At 68.9% G+C, this 20702-nt stretch carries 23 protein-coding genes, 2 tRNA genes and 2 pseudogenes; 13 read left to right on the top strand and 14 right to left on the bottom strand.

The window, feature by feature from the left end:
* Positions 1–233: 233 nt before the first annotated feature.
* Positions 234–1796, top strand: a complete 1563-nt coding sequence (locus H5J30_RS03095; RefSeq protein WP_181785585.1) for an MDR family MFS transporter — start codon at positions 234–236, stop codon at positions 1794–1796.
* Between the two features lie 7 nt (positions 1797–1803).
* On the opposite strand, the gene H5J30_RS03090 is transcribed toward H5J30_RS03095, so the two are convergent.
* Positions 1804–2640 carry a TetR/AcrR family transcriptional regulator gene (locus H5J30_RS03090; protein WP_181785584.1) on the bottom strand — a complete coding sequence of 279 codons (837 nt, stop codon included), beginning with the start codon at positions 2638–2640 and terminating at the stop codon, positions 1804–1806.
* A 232-nt stretch (positions 2641–2872) separates the two neighbouring features.
* On the opposite strand from H5J30_RS03090, the gene H5J30_RS03085 reads away from it, so the two are divergent.
* From H5J30_RS03085 to H5J30_RS03075, 3 genes are all read left to right on the top strand, one after another.
* Positions 2873–2966, top strand: a tRNA-Ser gene (locus H5J30_RS03085).
* Between the two features lie 175 nt (positions 2967–3141).
* Positions 3142–3420, top strand: coding sequence for a hypothetical protein (locus H5J30_RS03080; protein WP_181785583.1), 279 nt, complete (start codon positions 3142–3144; stop codon positions 3418–3420).
* A 135-nt stretch (positions 3421–3555) separates the two neighbouring features.
* A tRNA-Arg gene (locus H5J30_RS03075) sits at positions 3556–3628 on the top strand.
* Positions 3629–3703: 75 nt separating this feature from the next.
* Here H5J30_RS03075 and H5J30_RS03070 read toward each other — a convergent pair.
* The 10 genes and pseudogenes from H5J30_RS03070 to H5J30_RS03025 form a co-directional block, all read right to left on the bottom strand.
* Positions 3704–4929, bottom strand: a pseudogene (locus tag H5J30_RS03070) (site-specific integrase).
* Positions 4926–5133: pseudogene (locus H5J30_RS03065) on the bottom strand (excisionase family DNA-binding protein). The pseudogenes H5J30_RS03070 and H5J30_RS03065 overlap by 4 nt, the downstream one beginning before the upstream one ends.
* Positions 5130–6419, bottom strand: coding sequence for a replication initiator (locus H5J30_RS03060; protein WP_181785589.1), 1290 nt, complete (start codon positions 6417–6419; stop codon positions 5130–5132). The pseudogene H5J30_RS03065 and the gene H5J30_RS03060 overlap by 4 nt, the downstream one beginning before the upstream one ends.
* A 149-nt stretch (positions 6420–6568) precedes the next feature.
* Positions 6569–6829 (bottom strand): SpdD protein, encoded by a 261-nt coding sequence (locus H5J30_RS03055; protein WP_181785582.1) that lies wholly within the window; start codon positions 6827–6829, stop codon positions 6569–6571.
* 13 nt (positions 6830–6842) lie between these two features.
* Complete coding sequence (locus H5J30_RS03050) at positions 6843–7037, bottom strand: hypothetical protein (protein ID WP_018851935.1); 195 nt, start codon at positions 7035–7037, stop codon at positions 6843–6845.
* Between the two features lie 16 nt (positions 7038–7053).
* Positions 7054–7245, bottom strand: coding sequence for a mobile element transfer protein (locus H5J30_RS03045; RefSeq protein WP_181785581.1), 192 nt, complete (start codon positions 7243–7245; stop codon positions 7054–7056).
* An 18-nt stretch (positions 7246–7263) separates the two neighbouring features.
* Positions 7264–7854 (bottom strand): DUF2637 domain-containing protein, encoded by a 591-nt coding sequence (locus H5J30_RS03040; protein ID WP_181785580.1) that lies wholly within the window; start codon positions 7852–7854, stop codon positions 7264–7266.
* 82 nt (positions 7855–7936) lie between these two features.
* On the bottom strand, positions 7937–9268 hold the full coding sequence (locus H5J30_RS03035) for an FtsK/SpoIIIE domain-containing protein (protein ID WP_181785579.1): 1332 nt from the start codon (positions 9266–9268) through the stop codon (positions 7937–7939).
* Positions 9268–9618, bottom strand: a complete 351-nt coding sequence (locus H5J30_RS03030; RefSeq protein WP_026276764.1) for an SCO3933 family regulatory protein — start codon at positions 9616–9618, stop codon at positions 9268–9270. Before H5J30_RS03030 ends, H5J30_RS03035 begins: the two co-directional genes overlap by 1 nt.
* Positions 9619–9806: 188 nt before the next feature.
* The gene (locus H5J30_RS03025) at positions 9807–10595 is read right to left on the bottom strand and encodes a GntR family transcriptional regulator (RefSeq protein ID WP_018841163.1); all 789 of its coding nucleotides are present in this window, start codon (positions 10593–10595) and stop codon (positions 9807–9809) included.
* A 112-nt stretch (positions 10596–10707) separates the two neighbouring features.
* On the opposite strand from H5J30_RS03025, the gene H5J30_RS03020 reads away from it, so the two are divergent.
* From H5J30_RS03020 to H5J30_RS03010, 3 genes are all read left to right on the top strand, one after another.
* Entirely contained in the window at positions 10708–11115 is a 408-nt protein-coding gene (locus tag H5J30_RS03020) for an NUDIX hydrolase (protein ID WP_181785588.1), read from the top strand.
* 45 nt (positions 11116–11160) lie between these two features.
* Positions 11161–11628: an ATP-binding protein gene (locus tag H5J30_RS03015; protein WP_181785578.1), complete on the top strand. Its 468-nt coding sequence runs from the start codon at positions 11161–11163 to the stop codon at positions 11626–11628.
* Positions 11629–11690: 62 nt separating this feature from the next.
* A complete protein-coding gene (locus H5J30_RS03010; RefSeq protein WP_258563060.1) occupies positions 11691–11954 on the top strand; it encodes a hypothetical protein in 264 nt (87 codons plus the stop codon).
* A 403-nt stretch (positions 11955–12357) separates the two neighbouring features.
* Here H5J30_RS03010 and H5J30_RS37385 read toward each other — a convergent pair whose 3' ends face one another.
* On the bottom strand, positions 12358–13707 hold the full coding sequence (locus H5J30_RS37385; RefSeq protein WP_220188473.1) for a Fic family protein: 1350 nt from the start codon (positions 13705–13707) through the stop codon (positions 12358–12360).
* 916 nt (positions 13708–14623) lie between these two features.
* On the opposite strand from H5J30_RS37385, the gene H5J30_RS03000 reads away from it, so the two are divergent.
* The 4 genes from H5J30_RS03000 (at position 14624) to H5J30_RS02985 (ending at position 17528) form a co-directional block, all read left to right on the top strand.
* Positions 14624–14908 carry a hypothetical protein gene (locus tag H5J30_RS03000; protein WP_181785576.1) on the top strand — a complete coding sequence of 95 codons (285 nt, stop codon included), beginning with the start codon at positions 14624–14626 and terminating at the stop codon, positions 14906–14908.
* Positions 14909–15295: 387 nt separating this feature from the next.
* Positions 15296–15694, top strand: a complete 399-nt coding sequence (locus tag H5J30_RS02995) for an NUDIX hydrolase (protein WP_181785586.1) — start codon at positions 15296–15298, stop codon at positions 15692–15694.
* Between the two features lie 77 nt (positions 15695–15771).
* Positions 15772–16986: a helix-turn-helix domain-containing protein gene (locus H5J30_RS02990; RefSeq protein ID WP_181785575.1), complete on the top strand. Its 1215-nt coding sequence runs from the start codon at positions 15772–15774 to the stop codon at positions 16984–16986.
* A 125-nt stretch (positions 16987–17111) separates the two neighbouring features.
* Positions 17112–17528: an ATP-binding protein gene (locus H5J30_RS02985; RefSeq protein ID WP_181785574.1), complete on the top strand. Its 417-nt coding sequence runs from the start codon at positions 17112–17114 to the stop codon at positions 17526–17528.
* A gap of 512 nt (positions 17529–18040) precedes the next feature.
* Here H5J30_RS02985 and H5J30_RS02980 read toward each other — a convergent pair.
* Together H5J30_RS02980 and H5J30_RS02975 are read right to left on the bottom strand one after the other, a co-directional pair.
* A complete protein-coding gene (locus tag H5J30_RS02980; RefSeq protein ID WP_181785573.1) occupies positions 18041–18250 on the bottom strand; it encodes a hypothetical protein in 210 nt (69 codons plus the stop codon).
* Complete coding sequence (locus H5J30_RS02975) at positions 18247–19332, bottom strand: methyltransferase domain-containing protein (RefSeq protein WP_181785572.1); 1086 nt, start codon at positions 19330–19332, stop codon at positions 18247–18249. The genes H5J30_RS02980 and H5J30_RS02975 overlap by 4 nt, the downstream gene beginning before the upstream one ends.
* A gap of 205 nt (positions 19333–19537) precedes the next feature.
* On the opposite strand from H5J30_RS02975, the gene H5J30_RS02970 reads away from it, so the two are divergent.
* The gene (locus tag H5J30_RS02970; protein ID WP_181785571.1) at positions 19538–20137 is read left to right on the top strand and encodes a DinB family protein; all 600 of its coding nucleotides are present in this window, start codon (positions 19538–19540) and stop codon (positions 20135–20137) included.
* 170 nt (positions 20138–20307) lie between these two features.
* Positions 20308–20702: helix-turn-helix domain-containing protein (locus tag H5J30_RS02965; RefSeq protein ID WP_309505412.1), on the top strand; the 395-nt coding region annotated here is incomplete at its 3' end.

The raw sequence follows: 20702 nt of genomic DNA, 5'->3' as shown, positions 1-20702 counted from the left end.
GAAGGCGCGGAACATCTGCGTGTTCCCGGCCGGGTCGTAGTTGGGATCGGGCTGTTGACCTTGCGGATTGTGAGCCATGGAGCAGGACACTAGCGAACGCCCCGGACGCCTGTCAGCGGGGGGAAGGCCCCCTTCCGCCCGCCGGCGCCCCCGCCGCCCCGGCTTCGATTGCCTTCGGCAACCATTCGTCATACAGTTGCTTAGTGCAACAAACTAAAGTCGAATCTCCCGGCATGACTCACCGGCAGATACTGGAGGCCCTCTCCGGCCTGCTGCTCGGCATGTTCGTGGCCATCCTCTCCTCGACCATCGTCAGCAACGCCCTCCCCCGGATCATCGCGGACCTCGACGGCACGCAGAGCGCGTACAGCTGGGTCGTCACCGCCGCCCTCCTCGCGATGACCGCCTCCACCCCCCTCTGGGGCAAGCTCGCCGACCTCGCCAGCAAGAAGTTCCTGGTCCAGCTCGCCCTCGTGATCTACGTCGCCGGCTCGATCGTCGCCGGCCTCAGCCAGAGCACGGGCATGCTCATCGCCTGCCGCGTCGTCCAGGGCATCGGCGTCGGCGGCCTCAGCGCCCTCGCGCAGATCATCCTCGCCGCGATGATCTCCCCCCGCGAACGCGGCCGTTACAGCGGCTACCTCGGCGCCACCTTCGCCGTCGCCACCGTCGGCGGCCCCGTCCTCGGCGGCGTGATCACCGACACCAGCTGGCTGGGCTGGCGCTGGTGCTTCTACATCGGCATCCCGTTCGCCATCCTCGCGCTCGTCGTCCTGCAGAAGACCCTGCGGCTGCCGGTGGTGCGCCGGAAGGTGTCGATCGACTGGCGCGGCGCCGTGCTGATGAGCTCCTCCGTCTCGCTGCTGCTGATCTGGGTCACCCTGGCGGGGGAGTCGTACGCGTGGCTGTCCTGGCAGACGTTCGCGATGACCGGCGGCGCGATCGCGCTCGGGCTCGCGTTCCTGTGGGTCGAGACCTGGGTGCCGGAGCCCGTCCTCCCGCTGCGCCTCTTCCGCAACCGCACCATCGCCCTCGCCTCGCTCGCGTCCCTCTTCGTCGGCATCGCGATGTTCGGCGCGACGGTCTTCCTCAGCCAGTACTTCCAGCTCGCCCGCGGCGAGTCCCCGACGAAGTCGGGCCTGCTGACCATCCCCATGATCATGGGGATCTTCCTGGCCTCGACGATCTCCGGGTGGGTCATCACCCGCACCGGCCGCTGGAAGGTCTGGCTCGTCGCCGGCGGGCTGCTGCTCACCTCGGGGCTGAGCCTGCTGGGCACCATGCGCTACGACACCCCGTACTGGCACATCGCGATCTACATGGCAGCCCTCGGCACGGGCATCGGCATGATGATGCAGAACCTCGTCCTGTGCACCCAGAACCAGGTCGACCCCGCCGACCTCGGCGCCGCCAGCTCGGCGGTCGCGTTCTTCCGCTCCCTGGGCGGCGCGGTCGGCGTCTCCGCCCTCGGCGCCGTCCTCGGCGGCCGCATCTCCGGCTACATGCGCGACGGCCTCACCGGCCTCGGCATCCCGCCGGCCCGCGCCGCGAGCGAGGCGGGCGGCGACGGCACGGCGATCCCGAACCTCGCGGAGCTGCCGGTGCCGGTGCGGACGGTGGTGGAGAGCTCGTACGGGCACGGGCTGGCGGACATCTTCCTGTACGCGGCCCCGGCGGCGCTGCTCGCGTTCGTGATGGTCGCGTGCATCAAGGAGGTGGCGCTGCGGACGCGCAGCGGCCTCCAGCAGGCGGGCCCGCCGGAGCGCAGGGAGACACCGGCGAAGGCGCGGGTCTAGGCAGCACTCACGCCGGGGTGATGGTGGGCCGGACCTGCTCGGCGACACGATCACGCATGGCGGCCATGCCGGCGAGGACGCACTCCAGGGCGAAGTTGAAGTCGCGGTCGCGCTGCTCGTGCCCGGCGGGCAGCACGGCCGGTATCGGCGCGACGGCCGCCGGCGGCCCGACCGCCTGCACCGGAGCGGCAGCCGCCGGCGGCTGCACGTACTCGGGATGCTCCCGCAGCGTCCGTACGAACTCGCCGTAGCACTCGTCCTCCGTCACCCCCGCCGCCCGGCACAGCTCCGCCAGCCGCCCGCCGGCGCCCCCGAACCCGTACGAGAACGGAAACAGCAGCGACAGCCCGCCCGTCAGCGCCTCCTCCGGCAACCCGGCCCGGCGCATCGCCCGCTGCGCGGCGGCGACGCAGGCCACGGCGCGGGGCCCGACGTTCAGGTACTCGCCGGCGAGGCGGGAGACCCAGGGGTGGGCGACGAGGATGCGCCGGTGCTCGTGCGCGAGCCGGCGGAGCTGCGCGACCCAGTCGCCATCGTCCTCGGCGGGGAGGTCCAGCTCGGCGTAGGCGTGGTCGAGGGCCAGCTCCAGGAGCTCGTCCTTGGTGTCGACGTACCAGTAGACGGACATGGCCGTGACGCCCAGCTCGGCGGCGAGCCGGCGCATCGACAGCCGCCCCAGCCCCTCGCCGTCGAGCAACCGCACGGTGGCCTCGACGATCTTCCCCAGATCCAGCCCGTCGGCCTCCCCCACGGCGGGCGCGTACCCCCGGCGCCGCCCCTTCGCCCGCCCGGTGAGCCAGATGCTCACGCGGGCGCCGCGGACCTTGCGGCGGACGTACGCCATCGTGCGCCTCCCAGCGGTGCTGTCGCATCGTGACCATCGGCCTACGAACCGAAACGGCCCGTACACCGATGCTATGCCCGCTCCGCCCCGCCTCCTCCCCTTCGCCCCGACCCCGCACCCCGACAAGGGCTTTGCCCCGGCGGCCCGGTGACCGGTACGGTAGGTGCGATTGGCAGCGGCCCCGCCGCCTGTGCCATCATCTGCACACACCTGCTTGACCGGCAGGTGTGCGGGAGGCGTCGCCTAGTCTGGTCTATGGCGCCGCACTGCTAATGCGGTTTGGGGTTTACCCCCCATCGAGGGTTCAAATCCCTCCGCCTCCGCCATCGGACCAGGGAGTTCACGGCACGTGGTGTGGACTCCCTGAACCATGTCCGAGCCAGACCCGCAACCCCCCTCACTCCCCTCCGGGTAGATTCGACGACGCCCGAAACACCTGGTGGCGCGAAGGACGGACGCGCGACGGTCGAGGAAACGCTCCCGACCGACGCAGGAACCCGTATGAGGATCAAGAAGGCTGCGGCACGAGCAGCGGCGATCGCCCTGCTGACGACGACCGCGGCAGCCGCAGGCACGGCCACCGCAACAGCCGGCGACAGCTCAGGCGCCCCCGGCGGCGCGGGCCTGGCCCCCCAGGGCGAACCCGAGGGCGCCCCCGGCAACAGCGGCACAGCCCCCACGGGCGACACCGATGGCACCCCGGGCAGCGCGGGCCTGACCCCGCTGACCGTAGGAGACTTCGCAGGCGCCCTCTCCACCCTCCCCGGGACCAAGGGCTGAAGGCCCGGGGCGAGACCCCCCGCGCCGGGTCCCCGAGCAGGTCAGAGGGGGCGAGGGAATCGGATTTCACCTGGCGCGGAGGGTCATGTAAGGTTGTGCCCGCAACGCAGCAGGGCCGTTAACGCCCGAAAGCGGGCGCTCGTAGCTTAACGGATAGAGCATCTGACTACGGATCAGAAGGTTGCAGGTTCGAATCCTGCCGAGCGCGCACAGGTAGAAGCCCCGCAGACGACATCTGCGGGGCTTTTCTCATGCCTGTACAGCAGCGAAGTACAGCAACAGGTCAGCCGGTACCGCCCATGGCGTCCGACAGCTTCCCGATCGCGGCCCGTACCGCTTCGTCGCTCGCCTCGGCGTAGACCTCCATCGTCATCGCGATCTGTGAGTGCCGGAGGATCCGCTGCGCCACCTTCGGGTGCACCTTGAGGGCGACCAGCAGCGAGCTGCACGTGTGCCGGGTGTTCCGCAACGGGATGACGCGGAGGCCGGCGCGGCGGGCGCGGAGGGCGAACATGCGGGTGAGGTTCCCCGGCTCGATAGGGGTGCCGTACTTGGTCGTGAAGATGAGCCCGCGGCTGTCCTGCCACAGCTCCCCGGCCGCCTTCCGGTCGCCGGCCTGCTGTGCGTAACGCATGCGCAGTGCCTTGACGCACAGCGCGGGCAGAGGCAGGAAGTCGTCCGAGTCCTCCGTCTTGGTCTCGCGGTGCAGGATCCGGCGCCCGGCCCGCTGGATCTGGTGATCCACGTACAGCTCCCCGGTGCCCAGGTCCACGGACTTCCACGTCAGGCCCAACACCTCACCGCGACGCAGACCGAGGCACAGGACGAGGACCCACGCGGCAAAGAGGTGGTCGTCCCGAGCGGCGGCGTCGTGAGGAAGCGGCCGGCTTCGGCGACGGACCACGGCTTGATCCGGCGGCGGCGCGGCTTGGGCACCTTCACGAGCGACGCGACGTTCTTGCCGATCTCCTCCTCGGCGACGGCGTGTGTCAGGGCGGCCCGCAGGGCATCGCGTGACGCCTGGATCACCCGGCGGGACGGGTACGACTCGCAGCACTCCCCGATCGCGCAGCAGCGCCGACGCGAAGGCTTGCGTCTCGTGTCCTTGTCCTGCGCGCAGCACTGGCAGATCGTCGCCAGCTTGGTCAGCCACTCACGGACGTCGCGGACGGTCAGCCTGTCGAGCCGCTTCCCGCCCAGGTGCGCGGCGATGTAGAGCCGCACGGAGCCCTCGTACGAGACGTACGACAGCGGGGCGAGGTTGGGCTTCACGATCGACTCAAGCCAGTAGTCGAGGAAGGCCGCGAGGGTGCGGTGCCGGGTGGCCACCGGGCCTTTCTTGGCGTCGGCGTGAGCCTTGAGCCACTTCTCGTGGACCAGGGCGCGCGTCTTGCCGTACACGTACTTCCGGGCCCGTTTGCCGTCCGGCTTGGTGACCCAGACATAGGCCGCGTAGCCGTTCTTGTAGGGGTAGATGGAACCTTCGCCGTTGGCACGCTTGCCGCTCATGCCGTCCACCTCTCGGCTTCCTCGGCGCAGCGGTTCACGTACTCGTCGACCCAGGCGGGGAGGATGCGTCGGTTGCGGCCGACCTTGACGGAGCGGATCTCGCCCGTGAGAACGAGCATCTTCGTCTTGGACAGGCCGAAAACCGAGCATGGCGGCCACTTCGGCCGTGGTGTGCCACTTCGGTTTGATCGTCGCGGTTCTCATCGGGAGTTGGCTCCTTCCAGGGCGAGGGAGGCGGATAGCCAGGCTTCGGTGGGGGTGAGGCCGGTGCCGGTGTAGGTCCAGTGGGCGAGGACGAGGGTGGTTTCGTCGTCGGGGCCGTCCACAGGCTGTGGGTTGTCGCCGCGGGCGATCGCGGCTTGCAGACGACGCCATTCGGCGCGGGCGGCGCGGAGGGCGCCGAGGGTGGTGGAGTAGCGGCGGGTCTTGGTGGAGAAGTGGCCGCGGAAGCCGAGCATGTGCGCCCAGGCGCGGAGGCGGAGATGGGCGAGGTCTCTGCGGGCGCCGAGGGCCCAGGCGGTACGGATGAGGCGTTCGGCGTGCGGGGGCACGCCGAGGTGCCCTAGCTCGGCGATGAAGCGCAAGCGGTGATCTAACGTGCCGGTCGCTGTCTCGGCGCCCTTGGTGGCGTACTTGGCGATGTACGCGGCGACCGCGCGGTCGGTCAGGGCCTGGTCGCCGTCGAGTTCTTGGCCGTGGATGGTGCGGATGTCGAGCTGGGGGCCGAAGGCGAAGGTGTGGGCGTGGCCGTCGAGGACCGGGCCCGGTACGAGCGCCCGGGAGGTCGCCGCCTGGATGGCGTCGGTCAGCAGCTCGGCGGTGGCCCAGTGCGGGGGCGGGGTGTTGCCGCCGGCCGGGCCGTCGAGGCGTACGACGGCGTGGAAGTGGACGGCGCCGCGCTTCTGGTACTCGGCGACTTTGGCGAAGGAGACGCGGGCGTGCTGCGGGAAGGCGCGTTGGGTGAGTCCGGCGCGGCGGGCGATCTCGCGGCGGAGATGGATGGTGAAGCGGCGCCAGAGCATGCCCGCATGGGCGTTCCAGAGGACGGCGGTTTCGTAGTCGTAGCGGTCGGGGTCGAGCGGGGTGCCGAGGGTGGGGTCGTCGGGTGCGTGGCGGCGACCGCAGCGGCAGGCGCGGGTGCCGGGGCGGTTGTGGACAGGGCCGAAGCTCGGGGCGGTGAAGGTGGCGAAGACGCGCGGGTGTGAGGTGACGTCTTCGGGGATGCCTTTGCCGCCGCGGAGTCCGGCGGTGATGAGGTGGAAGGTGTCGCGGCGGTAGGTCTCAGCGCAGGCGGGGCATCGGGTGGTGCGGCGGTTGCCGCAGCGGATCAGGAGGTCACCGGCGGGCATCTGGGCGGAGTCGAGGCGGCGGAGTGCCGGGCCGATCTCGCCTGTTGTCGTGTCGACGCGGTGTTCGGTGCGGTGACCGGCAAGGCGTACGGGATTGGTACAGCCGTCCAGGCCGGAGAGCTGTCGTGCGAGGGAGGGCAGGGAGCCGCCTTGTGCGAGAGTGGCCAGTTCGGCGAGCGGGGCGGGGTTGTGGCGGGTGATGATGGCTGTCTCCTTTTCGGCTTCGTCGAGAAGGGGCAGGCGGCCGGGGCGGCGGATGCTTGGCGGTATCGGGCCGCCCCGGTGGCCGTTCAGCGCTGGTGAGGCCGGTCCTTGAGGAGCGAGCGCAGGACCACGGCGGCCACGGCGACGGCCACGGCCGAGACCGCGACGGCGGCCAGGAGCGCGGTGAGGACGACGCCGCCGACCAGGATGGTGACGACGGCCCCGGTGCTCACCGTGGGCAGCGGGCGGCGCGGGGCGTGGTGGCAGGAGCAGGGCGTCGGTTCGTGCGTACGAGGTGCGGCGACCGGGGTGTGCGCGTTCGGGGGCAGCTCGGGCTTGAACAGCATGGTTGTGCTCCTCTCAGTCGTCGGTTCCGTTGACGACCTCGACCCCGTTGCGGGTGCCGTGGTCGATGGCGGGGGCCATGAAGGTGTCGGCGAGGTAGAAGCCGAAGAGGGTGATCACGACGACGATCCAGAGGCGGACGCCGAGGAACTTCACGGCTCCCCAGGCGATGAGGCCGAGGACGACGACGAGCGGCAGGTCGAGGTTCATGGCGTACGTGCTCCTTTCAGCGCACCGGGCAGCGGTGCGTACGGGCGGCGAGTTCGGCGGCGGCGCGTGAGTCGTAGTCGGCGGAGAATCCGCAGCGCGGGGCGGTGCAGGCGGCGGTGTGCTTCTCGCGGCCCCGGTGGTCGGGGGCGGTGCCGACCTGGACCGGGCCGATACGGATCACGCGGCGGAAGCGGCGGTTGAGCGGCATGGCGGTTCTCCTCTCGGGTCAGGTGAGTTGTGCGGCGATGCGGTCGGCGAGCGGTGCGGGGACGCCGAGGCGGGCGCGGAGGGTGTCGGGGTCGATGGGCGTACCGGTGCGGGATTCGTGGGCGGCGGCGACCTTGCGGGCGTGCTCGACGAGGGCGGCCGGTACGGGAGCGGCGGGCAGCTCGGGCTTCGGGACTTCGGCGACGGGCGCCGGTTCCGGCGCGGCTTCGTCCGGCTCGGCCTTCGGGGCGGGGCTGTGTGCGAGGAGCGTTCCGCCGAGGAAGGCGAGCGCCGGCCATCCGGCAACGAGGATGCGTAGCCAGTCGGGCACGTCGTTCAGGTCGAGCACTCCGGCCGTCGCGACGTTGGCGCCGAGCGAGGCGGCAAGGGCGATGAGGAACCAGCACCAGGCCGCCGCCTTGTCCCGCCCGGAGCGCAGGCGTCGCCAGGCCGCGACGAGGAGCAGGTCGACGGAGACCGGGTAGGCCCACGCCTTCCAGCCGTCCTGTCCCGCGGCCGACGCCACATCGTGCAGGTGCGCGAAGGACAACGCGGCGGCGATGACCGCCTGTACGAGCACCGGGTCGACGCGGGCGAGTCGGTCACGCACGGGTCGTCTCCTTCCGGATTCAGGCATGGGAGGGGTAGGGACGCGGCGCGAATCGGTCACGCCAGCCGGGTTGGGAGTGGGGTCAGCCGCTCACCGGAACGTCGGGTAGGAAGGGCTTCAGCGTGGGCAGCTCGGGCACCAGATCGGCTGTCTCCCGGCAGCGCGCGGCGGCGTCGGCCAGCGAGAGGTACGGCGTACGGATGCGGGACCAGCCGCCGGAGGTGTCACCGGCGACGGCCAGGCCGGGCCGTTCGGGCGCGATAGCGCAGGCGGCGCCGACCGCTTCGGGGGCGATGTCGCCGAGGGCCATCTTGGCGGACGGCTCGTCGTTCACTCGGTGGCAGACACGGCCGGTGAGCTGGGCGCGGAGCATGGTGGCGCCCTTGCCCAGCTCGGCGCCGAAGCGCTGGCCGCAGACCTCCAGGTAGATGCCGGCGGCGCGGCCGAGCTGGGCGAGGCGGATGAGGTGGGTGACCATCTCGTCGCGCCGTTCCTCGTCCTTCCTCGTCGCGACGAGGAAGAGTTCGGCGATCTCGTCGACGAACAGGACAATCGGCACCGGCCGTTCGCTCTCCGGCAGGCCCCACACGTCCGAGGTGATGTCCTCGTCGGGAGTCGACGGGGCGATGCCCTGCCGGGCCCTGATCAGGTCGTAGCGGTCTTCCATCTCGCGTACGAGCGCGGGCAGCAGCTCGGCCGCCTGGTCCGGGTCGGTGGCGAGTGCGGAGAGCCGGGGCGCGAAGGGCGCCAGCTCGACGCCGCGTTTGCAGTCGATTCCGGCGAGCGCGACCGGTTGTCCGGCCAGGCCGGTGAGCAGGTGGCGTAGGTACATGGACTTGCCGGAGAGCGTCGCTCCGAGCACGAGTTCGTGCGGGATGGCGCGGAAGTCCCGTAAGAAGGCGGTCGCGTCCTCCCGCAGTGCGACGGGCACCCGCAGGAAGCCGCCACCCGCCTTGCGCGGCATCCGTACGCGGCGGAGCACGTCGAAGCCGACGAGCCGCAGTTCGACGACGCCGGGTTTGATCTCCCGTACGTAGACGGAGTGGACGCCCCAAGCGTGCCGGAGCCGTTCGGCGGACGCGGCCAGGTCGGCGGGCTCCTGCCCCGGCGCGAGCCGGAGCCGGACGCGCAGCCCGGTCGAGGTGGGCCGGAGGAGGCCACGGCGGGGCGGTACGGGCCGTACTTCGCGCCGCGTGGTGGCCCGTACGGCCAGAACGCGGAGGCGGGACGGCTCGACGGTCAGGCCGCACGACTCCATGACCGAGCCGTACGAGCCCAGCAGCCGCACAGAGGACAGCGGCATCCCGACCGTGGACCAGTAGGCCGCCGGGTGCCGGGCCCGGAGGTAGGCGACCCCGCCAGCGAGCCCGGCTATCGGGCCGCCCACCTCCATCAGCATCGATAGGTCGGACATCAGGCCGCCGCTCCGGCCGGTACGACGCCCAGGGTGACGGCGGCGGCGCGGTAGGCGATCCCGTGTCGCTGCTGTCCGTTGAACACGGACTCCCACGGGCGGGCAACGAGGCCGGGAAGCGCGACGGGGGCGCCGAGGGCAAGTCCCTCGCTCACGCCGCTCTCGGGAACGGTCACGTGGATCAGCGAGGACTCGCCCTCGTCGATGTAGACGACGCCGACCTTCATCAGCGTCTCGCCGCTGGTTGCGTCCTTGGCGATCTCGCCGGTCTGGCGGTCGCGGACCTTCGGTTCGGGAGCTTCGGTCAGGAGGATGGTGGCGGCGGAGGTCTCAACTCGGATGGTGCGCAAGGTGCTTCTCCTTCTTCGTTGTGACACCTAGTCGTCTATACAAGTTGCCCCAACCGAACCGAGGCTCGGCGCCGGGGATGCGAACCACTGTGACACACAGCTTGCCCACTCGTCTATACGAGTATGCCTCTTGGTGTGTACGAGTCCGCGAAGACGCACCTGTCGGCATCGAGACCTCCGAAGTCAGCTCAGGTCGCCGGCAGTTGGTACGCGAGCACGTAGGCGTCGGCGGCCATCACGGTGTCGCAGACTTCGACGGCCCGCCCCTCGGTGTCATACGCGGTCCGTACCAGGTGGATCACGGGCACACCCGACGCCAACCGCAGCATCTTCGCCTCCCCCGGGGAGGGCATCCGGGCGCGCACCTCCTCGTCGAAGTGGTCAAGCCGGTGCCCCGCCTCCTCCAGCCGGGCGTAGATGCCACCGGGGCCGGGGTTCGGCTCGGCGATCCGCGTACCGCGCGCCAGGTCGAGCGGGAGGTACGAGACGGCGAACTCGACGGGGCGACCGTCAAGCAGGTAACGCCGGCGGCGAGCGAGGACCTTGCGAGGCGAGCCCAGACGGGCGGAGATGTCGCGGCTGGGCTTCTCCTCCTTGACTTCCAGACTGTCGACCTCTGGCCGGGAGCCCGCCGCGTCCGCCTCCACGATGAACGCGGACTTGCCCTGATCTCGATGCCGCCGGGCGAAGCGGTCGGACGCGAGCCGCCGAACCGGGGGCCGCGGCCGGACGAAGACGCCCTTCCCGTGCTCGGCGGAGATCAGCCCCTCGCTCTGAAGAACCCCGATCGAGTTACGAACGGTCATCCGCGAGACGCCGAAGTGCTCGACAAGCTCCGCTTCGGACGGCAGCTTGGAACCCTCCTTGAAGCGGCCCCTGTCGATGGCCTCCCGGAGCTGGTCGGCGATCTGCCGGAAGACGGCGCGATCGCTGGTGGGGTCGACAGCCCCTAGAACACCGGACGGAACGGGCGCCATGTGCATACTCCTCTGGATATCTAGACGAGAGGCTGAGTGCTGTTGCTACGGTGGAGAGCCTAGCCAGCCGAGGGGACCCAGGACCGTGAGTACCGCAGAGCGCCCCCACTCCGTGAGCGTCGCCGGAGTCATCGTCGACGACGAAGGCCGCGCCCTGCTCATCCAACGCCGCGACAACGGCCAGTGGGAACCGCCCGGCGGAGTCCTTGAGCCCAGGGAGACGATCCCCGAAGCGCTTCAGCGCGAGGTCCTGGAGGAGACGGGCATCAAGATCGCCCTCCCTGCCACCCTCACCGGCGTGTACAAGAACATGACCGGCCTGATCGTCTCGCTCGTCTTCCGCTGCAAAGCCATCGACGGCACACCGACCACCGGTGACGAGACCTACGCCCTCCGCTGGGCCACCCGCGACCAGGTCACCGAACTCGCCGACGAGGCTTACGCAATCCGCGTCCTGGACGCGCTCGACGCCGCATCGCCGCCGGCCGTGCGCGCGCATGACGGCGTGAGACTCGTCTAGCTCAAACCCACTACCCATGGCGGCCACCAGCATAAAGGAACTTGTATGGACGAGTATACGAGTAGACGTCGGATCTGGGAACTCACCTGCCCAGGTCTTCCCGAAGAGGTCGGCCGTGTCCGCCGCTGGACGAGAGACGTACTCGGCGACAGCAGATGCGCGGAAGAGGCCGCACTTATCGTGAGCGAGCTGAGCACGAACGCTCTCATGCACTCGGCCAGCGGGACAGCGAGCGGAAGCATGCGCATCTCGCTCTTCCGCACGTCGGGATCGGTCGTACTGGCCGTCACCGACATCGGCGGCGGCCGGACGAAGCCCCACGCGGTAGCTGCGACAGAAGGGGACACCCACGGCCGCGGACTCACGCTCGTCTCATCGCTCGGCCGACGGATGGAAGTGAGTGGGGACGACGAGGGCTACACGGTCATGGTCGAGTTGGACCCCGGCACGACGGAGCCGGAGGCGCGGCCGGCGGCCAGCTTGAGGCCGAGCACGCGGGGGCAGCGCCGATGAGCCATCGAACTCCCTCGGAACCACTCCGGTTCCTCTGCGAGTGCCATGTCAACGAGCGCCGGTTGACCGCCTTCAACGCCCACGGCACTGACGAAGCACTGCGATGGTTCAAGGCCACGCTGATGATGGTCGCGATCAGCATGGACGACGAGCCCTACCGTGAAGCCCGCCATTGGATCGAGCACGGCCAAGCCGAGGCGGCCCGCGAACTGTCGGGGGGCAAGTCCCACACGCTCACGCTGAAACAGCGCACCACGCAGGCGACTTGGACAGTCACACCCATGCCCCACCTCCCAGCAACGCAGCAGGCAGACACCAGCATGTGAGCCACATGCGTAACAACCTTCTCTACGACTTCAAGGCGGCTCGCTACCGCTCGCCGCGCGGCCCGGCTCCCCGGGCCGCCGCTCCTGTCTCCGCCCCGCTCCGCCCCGGTCCACCGGCCCGCACAACGGTGGCGAGCCCACTCAGGAAAAACAGCTCATGGCCGGGTCCGGCCGGCTCCGCGGCTTTAGGCAGCCACCATGGGGCGGGGCCCTAAGATCATGGGGCCGCATTGGCCCATTCCGGGCAGGTTCACAACCAGCCCAATCGCCGGTCAGCTTAAGGCCCCATGATCTCCCACCCCATGGCAGCTCCCGCCCAAAGCCGCTCCACCGACCTCCTGCGGCGGCCACCCCGAGCGGCGATCCGGCGCACTCCATGAAGCCGTCTCACACGGGCGTGGAATCACTTCTCATCACTATTCATCCCACGCAAACGCTGCCCCAGATCATCGACTGGCGTCCAACTGAATGAGCGCCCACTCTTACTCTTCCGCAGCAGTCCATAGCTTTCCAAGCCGATGAGATCTTGGCGGGCTGTCTCATAGACGACGTTATGACTGGCCATGTGAGACTGGGCGGTCACCGACGTCCCGGGATTCTTCAACGCGTAATTCAGCAAAGCGATCTGCCTATGATTGAATAGCTTTTGTGCCCCGGAGATGTTCTGCTGCAGCTCGCGCACCTCTTCCGCCTTCTCGAACAGGTAGGCATGCAGTTGAGTGATAGATCTTCCCAGGACACCCAATTGATACAAATGAAAATAAGTCAAGTCATTTTCGTCGTCTTCTGAGTGCAAGTAGCTATGAGCATACTTAGAGGGAGCATTTTTCAGAATAGGCGAGATGGCTACGTATTCAGTCAGCCAATACCCCTGATTCAGCATAGACCAGTAAAACAAAGCCCTGGCGGTTCGACCATTTCCATCTTCAAACGGATGGTCATACCCGATCATAAAATGAACCGTGATGGCACGCAAAACTGGAGGAATATAGACTTCGTCCAATTTTCCGTTTGCGAAATCACACAGTGTCTGAACCCGCGCGGGCAGGGTTTCAGCAGCCGGCGGAGCATGTAGCAGCTCATCCCCATGCCAGACGCCAACACGGTCCTCCTGAGGAAGTTGGAAGCGTCCGGTTGCACTTGGGTTATCGAGAGTACCGTCCGTAACCACTCGATGGATTTCACAAATCATCTCTGGCGTCAGGCGCTCGTTACGCAGGTCCCCGACCATACGCATCGCCTGATAGTTGTTATAGATCATACGTTCATCTCGATCGCGCGGCTGACGGCGAGTGCGAATCATCTCCTTAGCAACTTTCCGACTGGTTGATGCTCCTTCCAGTTGGCTTGAGTTGATAGCCTCCTCGATCAAGGAATTGATGAGATACCGGTCACGGGTGGCCGGGTTAGTCACCTGCTCACTAATTGTGATCTTTCCGCTGGCGTCGCGACTAACTTCTTCCAGCGATTTGAGAACGACATCCGGAAGCGCAAACACAAAGGGCCTCCCACTGACGTCTGTAAGCGGAAGGGTGCGCTGCACTCTACGCCGCGCAAGCTTGATCCCAGCCCACCACTCTTCGTGTGAAAGATCGTTGGGTGGCTTCTTATAGCGAAGCTTGTCCCAAGGGAGATATGGGTCGGTGGGACCGGCACCTGGAGCGGTGAGGATTCTCGCCAATTTTCCCGGCTCCGCCTTCACAATGAGTTGCATGGTCTCATCTGCAGGAGGAGGAGGCATGGGCCGTCTCACGTGAACACCTCCCTTGTTCGAGGTTGATCCGTCACAGCGCATACGCTCGACCGGTGTGCGACTCGTACACCGTGACGCCTGTGGTCGACTCGGCACGCCCGCACGTCAAGCCCCAGAGCTGGTAGGCCAATAGCCTGTTGAAGCAAGGTACTACCGACCTGAAGGCAGCTAGAGGTCTGGGTTGCACCGATAGAGGCACGGGGGCGTGTTGCGGTGCTCTCGGCAGACAAGAAGCCCTTCGGGTCGGTGGCTGCATCAGCAGACCTCTGCAATCCCGCCTGGCAGGGCGTCCTCATCGGTTGAACCTCATCCACTCGGTTGACCTAACTACTAGCGAGCTACTGCCAAGTCCCAAACTAGTAGATCAGAAGCCATCTGCGCAGGTCAGCCACCCACAGCAACCCATACACCGCACCAACAACACTGCCCACACACCCACTGCAACACCCACCCACAGAGCAACACAACACAGCCCGCACCCAACTACTAGCGAGCTACTGCCAAGTCCCAAACTAGTAGATCAGAAGCCATCTGCGCAGGTCAGCCTTGTGGCCACCTGGGTCCTGTCCACGACGCTGACGGCGGTGGAAACTAGGTATGTCCACATCGCGCGCGGGCTCCTCAGCCAAGGCTCACTGCACATCTCCACGAGCGTGCCTACGCTCCTAGCGGCTGAGTGTCGACTGCGATGCCATCTCACCGAACGGCTGGCTTGCTTCGACGACCGGTAGGTGTGCCCGATCAGGCGGGACTCACGGGGAACTGCGCGGACACAACACTTAGCCGGACGCTCATAGTCTCGTGGTCTCCCGGCGCCTTAAGTTCGCTGTAGGGCCTTCCGCATCTCCTCGATCAGCGCTGTCCGCGACTGGCGGGCGGATCGCCAAGCACGAACGTACTCCCTGGAGTCCGAGTCGTGGCCGGCAACGACCACGTCGTAGAGGTCGAGTACAGCGAGCGTGGCGTGACGCGCCTTGTCGACGAGCGTCCGTTCGGCCGCCAGCTCCAGTTGCTGCTGCGCCGCGTAGACGCCGTGCTCGCCTATCGCTACGTGGCCCCTGCCTGCATGTTCCGGGGAAGGCGCCGCCCGGGAGAACGCATCCCTGGCTGCCGCGAGAGCCGCCAGGTACTCCGTGAAGGCTGTGCGCAGCGCAGCGCATCGCGATCTCGCTCCGATCTCTCGCGCCGCCAGCGGGCATGATCAGCAACCAAGGTAGCTACAACACCAAGCACCGTACCCACGGCTGTCGCCAGAAGCGTCGACCAATGCATGTGCCCCCCCTGAAGATCCTCTTTGACCGGGTCACCCTCCCAGTCAGCAGTACAGCGGCGGAGTACAGCAACCACAGCAACGTTAGCCGCCCTGTGGTGTCCGCCAGAGACCGTGAAGCTACCCGTATGACCTCAGGTGGCCGGTCTGGCTTGAGCTACGGATCAGAAGGTTGCAGGTTCGAATCCTGCCGAGCGCGCACCACCGAAAGCCCCGCGGACACCGCCTGCGGGGCTTTTCGCATGCCGCACGACGACACCGTCAGGGGCACAGCCGGGGGGATCGAGAACCGTGAGTTCCGCAGAGCGCCCCCACTCCGTGAGCGTCGCCGGAGTCATCGTCGACGACGGGGGCAGGGCCCTGCTCATCCAGCGCCGCGACAACGGCCAGTGGGAGCCGCCCGGCGGTGTCCTTGAGCCCGGGGAGACGATCCCCGAAGCGCTTCAGCGCGAGGTCCTGGAGGAGACGGGTCTCAAGGTCGCGCTCCCCGCCGCCCTCACAGGCGTGTACAAGAACATGACGGGCCTGATCGTCTCGCTCGCCTTCCGCTGCAAGGTCATCGACGGCACACCGACCACCGGCGACGAGACCAACGCCCTTCGCTGGGCCACCCGCACCGAACTCGCCGACGAGGCGTACGCGATCCGCGTCCTGGACGCTCTCGACGCCGCTTCGCCGCCGGCCGTGCGCGCGCATGACGGCGTGAGACTCGTCTAGCTCGCCCCCCGGGGGGCAGATTTCCCATGCCGTACGGCAGCGCTCATCGCAGCCCCGGCCGGGCGTACCGTGACAGCGTGGCAAACGAAGAGCTGGGGCGGACCCTCCGTCGTCTCCGCCGTCTGGCGTCCCTGACGCAAGAGGCCCTGGCCGAGCGTTCCGGTGTGTCCGTTGATGTGATCCGTCACCTTGAGCAGGGGCGGAAGCACTCGGCACGCCTCCCCACCCTGCACGCGCTGGCGAACGGTCTCGGCGTGGAGCTGACGACGCTCTTGGGCGACCCGCCTGCGGTTGCGTCCACGGGCGAGAGCGACGGGCCGCGGTTCGTCGCCGTACGCCGCGCCGTCATGCCGGCGCTCTGGAAGCAGGAGCCGGAGCCGAAGGGATCCGGCTTCTCCCTGGACGGGCTGCGCGACCAGATCGCGGAGGGGTGGACGCAGTACCACTCCGCCGAGTTCGACACCGTGATGAAGGCGCTGCCGGACCTGATCTCGGATGCGCGCGGGGCCACGGCGTCGAGGGACGACGACGACCGCAAAGACGCATTCGCCGCACTGGGCAAAGTGCTTCAACTGGCCGGACACGTCGCCGTACGCATGGGGAAGACCGACCTCGCTCTCATCAGCCTGGAGCGCGCGATAGATGCCGCGGAGCAGTCCAACGATCCGCTACTCGTACCGATGATCGTCAACTCCACAGCGTGGACCTACCAGCGGCAGGGGCGCCTCGAAGACGCCCTGAGCATCGCGCTCCGCGCCGCCGACGACCTGATGGACGCGGGTCGTACCGACACCGCTGACGGGCTGAAGGTGTGGGGCGCGCTGACCATGAGTGCCGCGACTTCGGCCGCGCGCAGCGGCCACTACGAGCGCGCGGCAGCGATGATGCAGACGGCGGAGAAGGAAGCCGCCCGGGTCGCGAAACTGCCCGACGGTGGCGACAACCGCATGGTGAGCGTCTTCAGCCCTTCCTCGGTACGCATCGAACGTGTCCGGCTCGCGGTCCAGTACGGCCACCCGCAGGATGCCCTGGCGCTGGCCAAGGGAATGCGGCTGAGCAAGGACACGCCGCCGTCCTGGCGGACGTGGCTCCTGCTGGACGTAGCACGAGCCCACACGGACATCGGAGACGCAGCCGGCGCGGTGAAGACTCTGGAGTCACTGCGGCGTGTGGCGCCGACGTGGATGCAGCACCACACACTGGCCGTGGCCATCGTGCGCGACCTCTGGACGCTCCCCAACCACCCGCCGGGCCTCCGGCCGTTGGCAGAATTCTTGGGGGTCGGCGAATAGCCTGCTGAAAGTGGGACGTTACGCCCCTGTCAGCGTCCCCGGCATGCCGCTTGCATGAACGGACAGCGCCCCGGCGACCGTACGACCGGCTCCGTGGCTTGGCCGATCTGAGAAAGCGGACCGACATGCCGCAACGCACAACGCGAGTACGTCCCAACAGCTACCCACGGCACAGCAAGACCCTGGCACGCGAGCCCGAGAGCCCCGCCATCGCCCGGCGCCTGGTCCGCGCGGCGCTCGCCGACTGGGGCCTGGAGGACTTGGCGGACGACAGCACACTGGTGGTCTCCGAGCTGGTGACGAACGCGATCCGGCACGCACGGCGAGAGTCCATCCGCGTCACCGTCGAGCGGGCGGATACGGCGTGCGTGCGCGTAGGCGTCGTGGATTTCTCGCAGGCCCACCCGGTCCGCAGGGAGTCAGCCCTTGAGGACGACGGCGGGCGCGGACTCGCCCTCGTGGGCGAACTGGCCGACGCCTGGGGCACGGAGCCGCTGCCCTGGGGCAAGCGGGTGTGGGCGGATCTGGTGGGACGGGGATGACCGAGGAACGGCATCAGCCCTGGGCAGGCGAGACGATCCACGACGAGGACACCGGCCTGCGCGAGGCCGCTGAGTATGCGGACGGCTGCGGGACGAAGCCCCACGCGGTAGCGGCGGCAGAAGGGAACACCCACGGCCGCGGGGCGGGCGCAGGGGTGCCTCGATGGCTCCCTGCGCGTCGCGTTTCGCGCCGCCGACGAGCGGGTGGGCGTGGGGCGTAGCGATACCGCTGACGGGCTGAAGGTGTGGGGTGTGCTGACCATGAGTGCCGCTGCGGCGGGCGCGCGTGTCGCGAAGTTGCCCGGCGGTGGCCGCCATCGCGTGGTGAGCGTCTGAGGCAGGGCACGGCGCATGCGACTTGGACAGTCGCACCCGTGCCCTGCCTCCCAGCACGTGAGTCTGTCGGGGAGACTCAGAGTCGATTCGGCTCCGGTGCCTGGGGCATCTCACTGCGCGGGCTGCACTGCGGCTGCGGCCACCGCGCACGCGGCCCGACGCCGTCGTACTTGTCGTCAGGCCGGGTTGGGTAGGGCACGGGTGTCGTGTTGGGGGATCCAGTGGGCCTCCTCCGATGTGGAGTAGGCGGGCAGGATCTTGAGCCATCGGCCGTCTTCGCGCTGCTCTCGGTCCCGGATCACGTCGGCTGCCCAGCCCGCCCGGCCGTAGCCGTCCCGGCCGGCGCGGAACTCCACACGCACCGGGGGATCGCTGCGTCCCTTCATCCTGGCCGTTCCAGTTTCACCACGTACCTGGGGCTGCCTGCCAGGTGTATGCGTTGGGTGTGGGTGGGGAGCAGGCCCGCTTCTATTGCTGGGGACAAGGGCGTTGGGGTGGGGAGGAGGAGTACTGCGATGCCCTGGGGGGTGAGGAGGCGGGACAGTTCCTGCCAGCAGGCCGTGGGGGTCTTCGCCAGGCGCGCCTTCGGCTCCACCTGGGTGCCCCACGGGGGGTTGCACACGATGCGGTCCACCGTTGCGTCGGGGAGTGGGATCCTGCCCGCGTCCGCCCTGTGGAGGCGGATGCGGGCCAGCGACGCCGTCGTTCTGTTCGCGCGGGCCGCTGCCAGTGCCGTCGGGTCGATGTCGTAGCCCTGGTAGCGCGCCGCCTCCGGGTGGGCCAGTGCCGCCTCGATGAGCAGGGTGCCCGCGCCGCAGCAGGGGTCGAGGACCGTGTGGCCCGGGCCGATGTCCGCCAGTCTCGTCATCGCCGCCGCCAGCGGCGGGTGCAGGCTTCCCGGTACGGTCGACTGCTTGTACGGGCGGCGGTGGAGCGGGCGCGGTGTGATGCGGAGCAGCAGTGTTGCCCGGGTGCCGTCCAGTGTCAGGCGCCACGGCGCGTAGTCCGGCGGGGGCGCGCCCCCTGTGCGGCGCGGGTGGTACGGCACCTTGAGTTGCGCCGCCAGTTCATTTCCGACCGCGTCCTCCGCGTCGTACCTGTTGAAGTTCCGCCTTCCCAGGAATGATGCCGAGACTTCCACCCCCGGCACGTCGCCCGTCGCCTGAGGCACCAGAGTGGTGCGGTGGTGTAGGAGTCTTTCCGGGGCTGCTTTCCGTACCAGGTCCGCCAGTTCCGGCAGGGACGGTCTTCTTCCTCCTATGTCCCTCCCTTTCGCCCCCAGCAGGAACACGTCGTCCGCCGTGCGCAGCCCCGTGACCCCCGTGTCGTACGGGCGCCAGGCCCGGAAGTGCACGGTGCGGTGTCCGATCGCGGTGATGCTGCCCAGTTCGCGTTGCAGGATCTCGGTCGCCAACTGCGGCTCCAGGCCGCGCGCGCACCGAGCGACGAAAAGTGCGTCGTCGCGCATGATGGTCTTCTCCCACGCCAAGGCCCGGGACGGCGCCACGCCGCCCCGCCTCGTCGGCGACGGGTCACCCTCGACTCGCCGACGGCGCCTAGCGCAGGTGGAAGAAGTACATGCCCCCGATCCTACGGTCCCACCGCGCGGTGCCCCGGGAGCGGGCGTGTGGTCCATCCCCTGGTGCGCTGCCGTGCAGTGCCATGCTTTGCGCATGGCCGACACCGATCCCAAGGCGGACCTCCACCGCTACCTCCAGGCCGCCCGCGACGCGCTGCTGTGGAAGCTCGACGGGCTCTCCGAGTACGAGGTACGGCGGCCGCTGACGCCCACCGCCACCAACCTGCTGGGGCTCGTCAAGCACCTGATCGGCTGCGAGACCGTCTACTTCGGCGACACCTTCGGCCGCCCCTTCGGCGAGTCCGTGCCCTGGCTCGACGGCGCCGACGCCGACGTGCCCAACGTCGACATGTGGGCCACCGCCGACGAGTCCCGCGAGGACCTCGTCCATCTCTACGGGCGTGCCTGCGCCCACTCCGACGTCACCATCAAGGCGTTCGCACTGGACGACCTCGGCCGCGTGCCCCACTGGCCGGGCGAGCGGGCCGAGGTGTCGCTGCACCGGGTTCTCGTCCACATGCTCGCCGAGACCCACCGGCACGCCGGGCACGCCGACATCGTCCGGGAGCTGGTCGACGGCGCCGCCGGGATGCGGCGGGGCAACGAGAACCTGACCGACGGCGACCGCGCCTGGTGGGAGTCCTACCGGCGGCGCGTCGAAGACGCCGCCCGGGAGGCCCACGGGCGGCAGTGAGTCCCCCTCCGGCAAGGTTTCCGCGTCGGCCGCGGTGGGCCTGCCGGGCCTTGCTACGGGCTCGGGATCCGTCTGCGGTCCGGTCCTCCGCCGCGTTCGCCTTCGGCGATTCTGCCGTAGGCAGATCGCCCGCCCCTTCCCTCCTCCCCGCACCCGCCTACGCTGAGAAGGTGACCGACCACGCGCCCCACCGCCACGCCCGCGTCCTCCCCCTGCGCCCTCCCGCGCCCGAGGCGACCGACGGGCGCGAGCCCCTCTGGCGGCAGGTCGTCGGGGGTGTGCTGCGGCGGGAGCGGTTGGCTCAGGAGCGTACGTTGAAGGACGTCGCCGACGCCGCGCGGATCTCCATGCCGTACCTCTCCGAGGTCGAACGCGGCCTGAAGGAAGCCTCGTCCGAGGTCATCGCCGCCGCCGCGCAGGCCCTCGGGCTGCGCCTGGCCGACCTGCTCGTGCTCGTGCACGGCGAGATCATCCGCCTGTCGGCCGTACGCGACCGGGAGCGGGACCGCGGGCGGGCCCGGGAGACTGCCGCGGGTCTGTCCTCCGTCACCGAGCTGCCCACCAG

Origin of the sequence: Streptomyces phytophilus, assembly GCF_013870535.1 — a bacterium.
GTDB lineage: Bacteria > Actinomycetota > Actinomycetes > Streptomycetales > Streptomycetaceae > Streptomyces > Streptomyces phytophilus.
The sequence above is the reverse complement of the archived record's forward strand: the minus strand, read 5'-3'. Positions and strand labels throughout refer to the sequence as shown.

Bases quoted from the DNA above. Each gene is read 5' to 3' on its own strand.
- H5J30_RS03095 (WP_181785585.1), top strand. From the start codon at position 234: ATGACTCACCGGCAGATACTGGAGGCCCTCTCCGGCCTGCTGCTCGGC.
- H5J30_RS03090 (WP_181785584.1), bottom strand. From the start codon at position 2,640: ATGGCGTACGTCCGCCGCAAGGTCCGCGGCGCCCGCGTGAGCATCTGG.
- H5J30_RS03080 (WP_181785583.1), top strand. From the start codon at position 3,142: ATGAGGATCAAGAAGGCTGCGGCACGAGCAGCGGCGATCGCCCTGCTG.
- H5J30_RS03055 (WP_181785582.1), bottom strand. From the start codon at position 6,829: ATGCTGTTCAAGCCCGAGCTGCCCCCGAACGCGCACACCCCGGTCGCC.
- H5J30_RS03050 (WP_018851935.1), bottom strand. From the start codon at position 7,037: ATGAACCTCGACCTGCCGCTCGTCGTCGTCCTCGGCCTCATCGCCTGG.
- H5J30_RS03045 (WP_181785581.1), bottom strand. From the start codon at position 7,245: ATGCCGCTCAACCGCCGCTTCCGCCGCGTGATCCGTATCGGCCCGGTC.
- H5J30_RS03035 (WP_181785579.1), bottom strand. From the start codon at position 9,268: ATGTCCGACCTATCGATGCTGATGGAGGTGGGCGGCCCGATAGCCGGG.
- H5J30_RS03025 (WP_018841163.1), bottom strand. From the start codon at position 10,595: ATGGCGCCCGTTCCGTCCGGTGTTCTAGGGGCTGTCGACCCCACCAGC.
- H5J30_RS03015 (WP_181785578.1), top strand. From the start codon at position 11,161: ATGGACGAGTATACGAGTAGACGTCGGATCTGGGAACTCACCTGCCCA.
- H5J30_RS02985 (WP_181785574.1), top strand. From the start codon at position 17,112: ATGCCGCAACGCACAACGCGAGTACGTCCCAACAGCTACCCACGGCAC.
- H5J30_RS02980 (WP_181785573.1), bottom strand. From the start codon at position 18,250: ATGAAGGGACGCAGCGATCCCCCGGTGCGTGTGGAGTTCCGCGCCGGC.
- H5J30_RS02975 (WP_181785572.1), bottom strand. From the start codon at position 19,332: ATGCGCGACGACGCACTTTTCGTCGCTCGGTGCGCGCGCGGCCTGGAG.
- H5J30_RS02970 (WP_181785571.1), top strand. From the start codon at position 19,538: ATGGCCGACACCGATCCCAAGGCGGACCTCCACCGCTACCTCCAGGCC.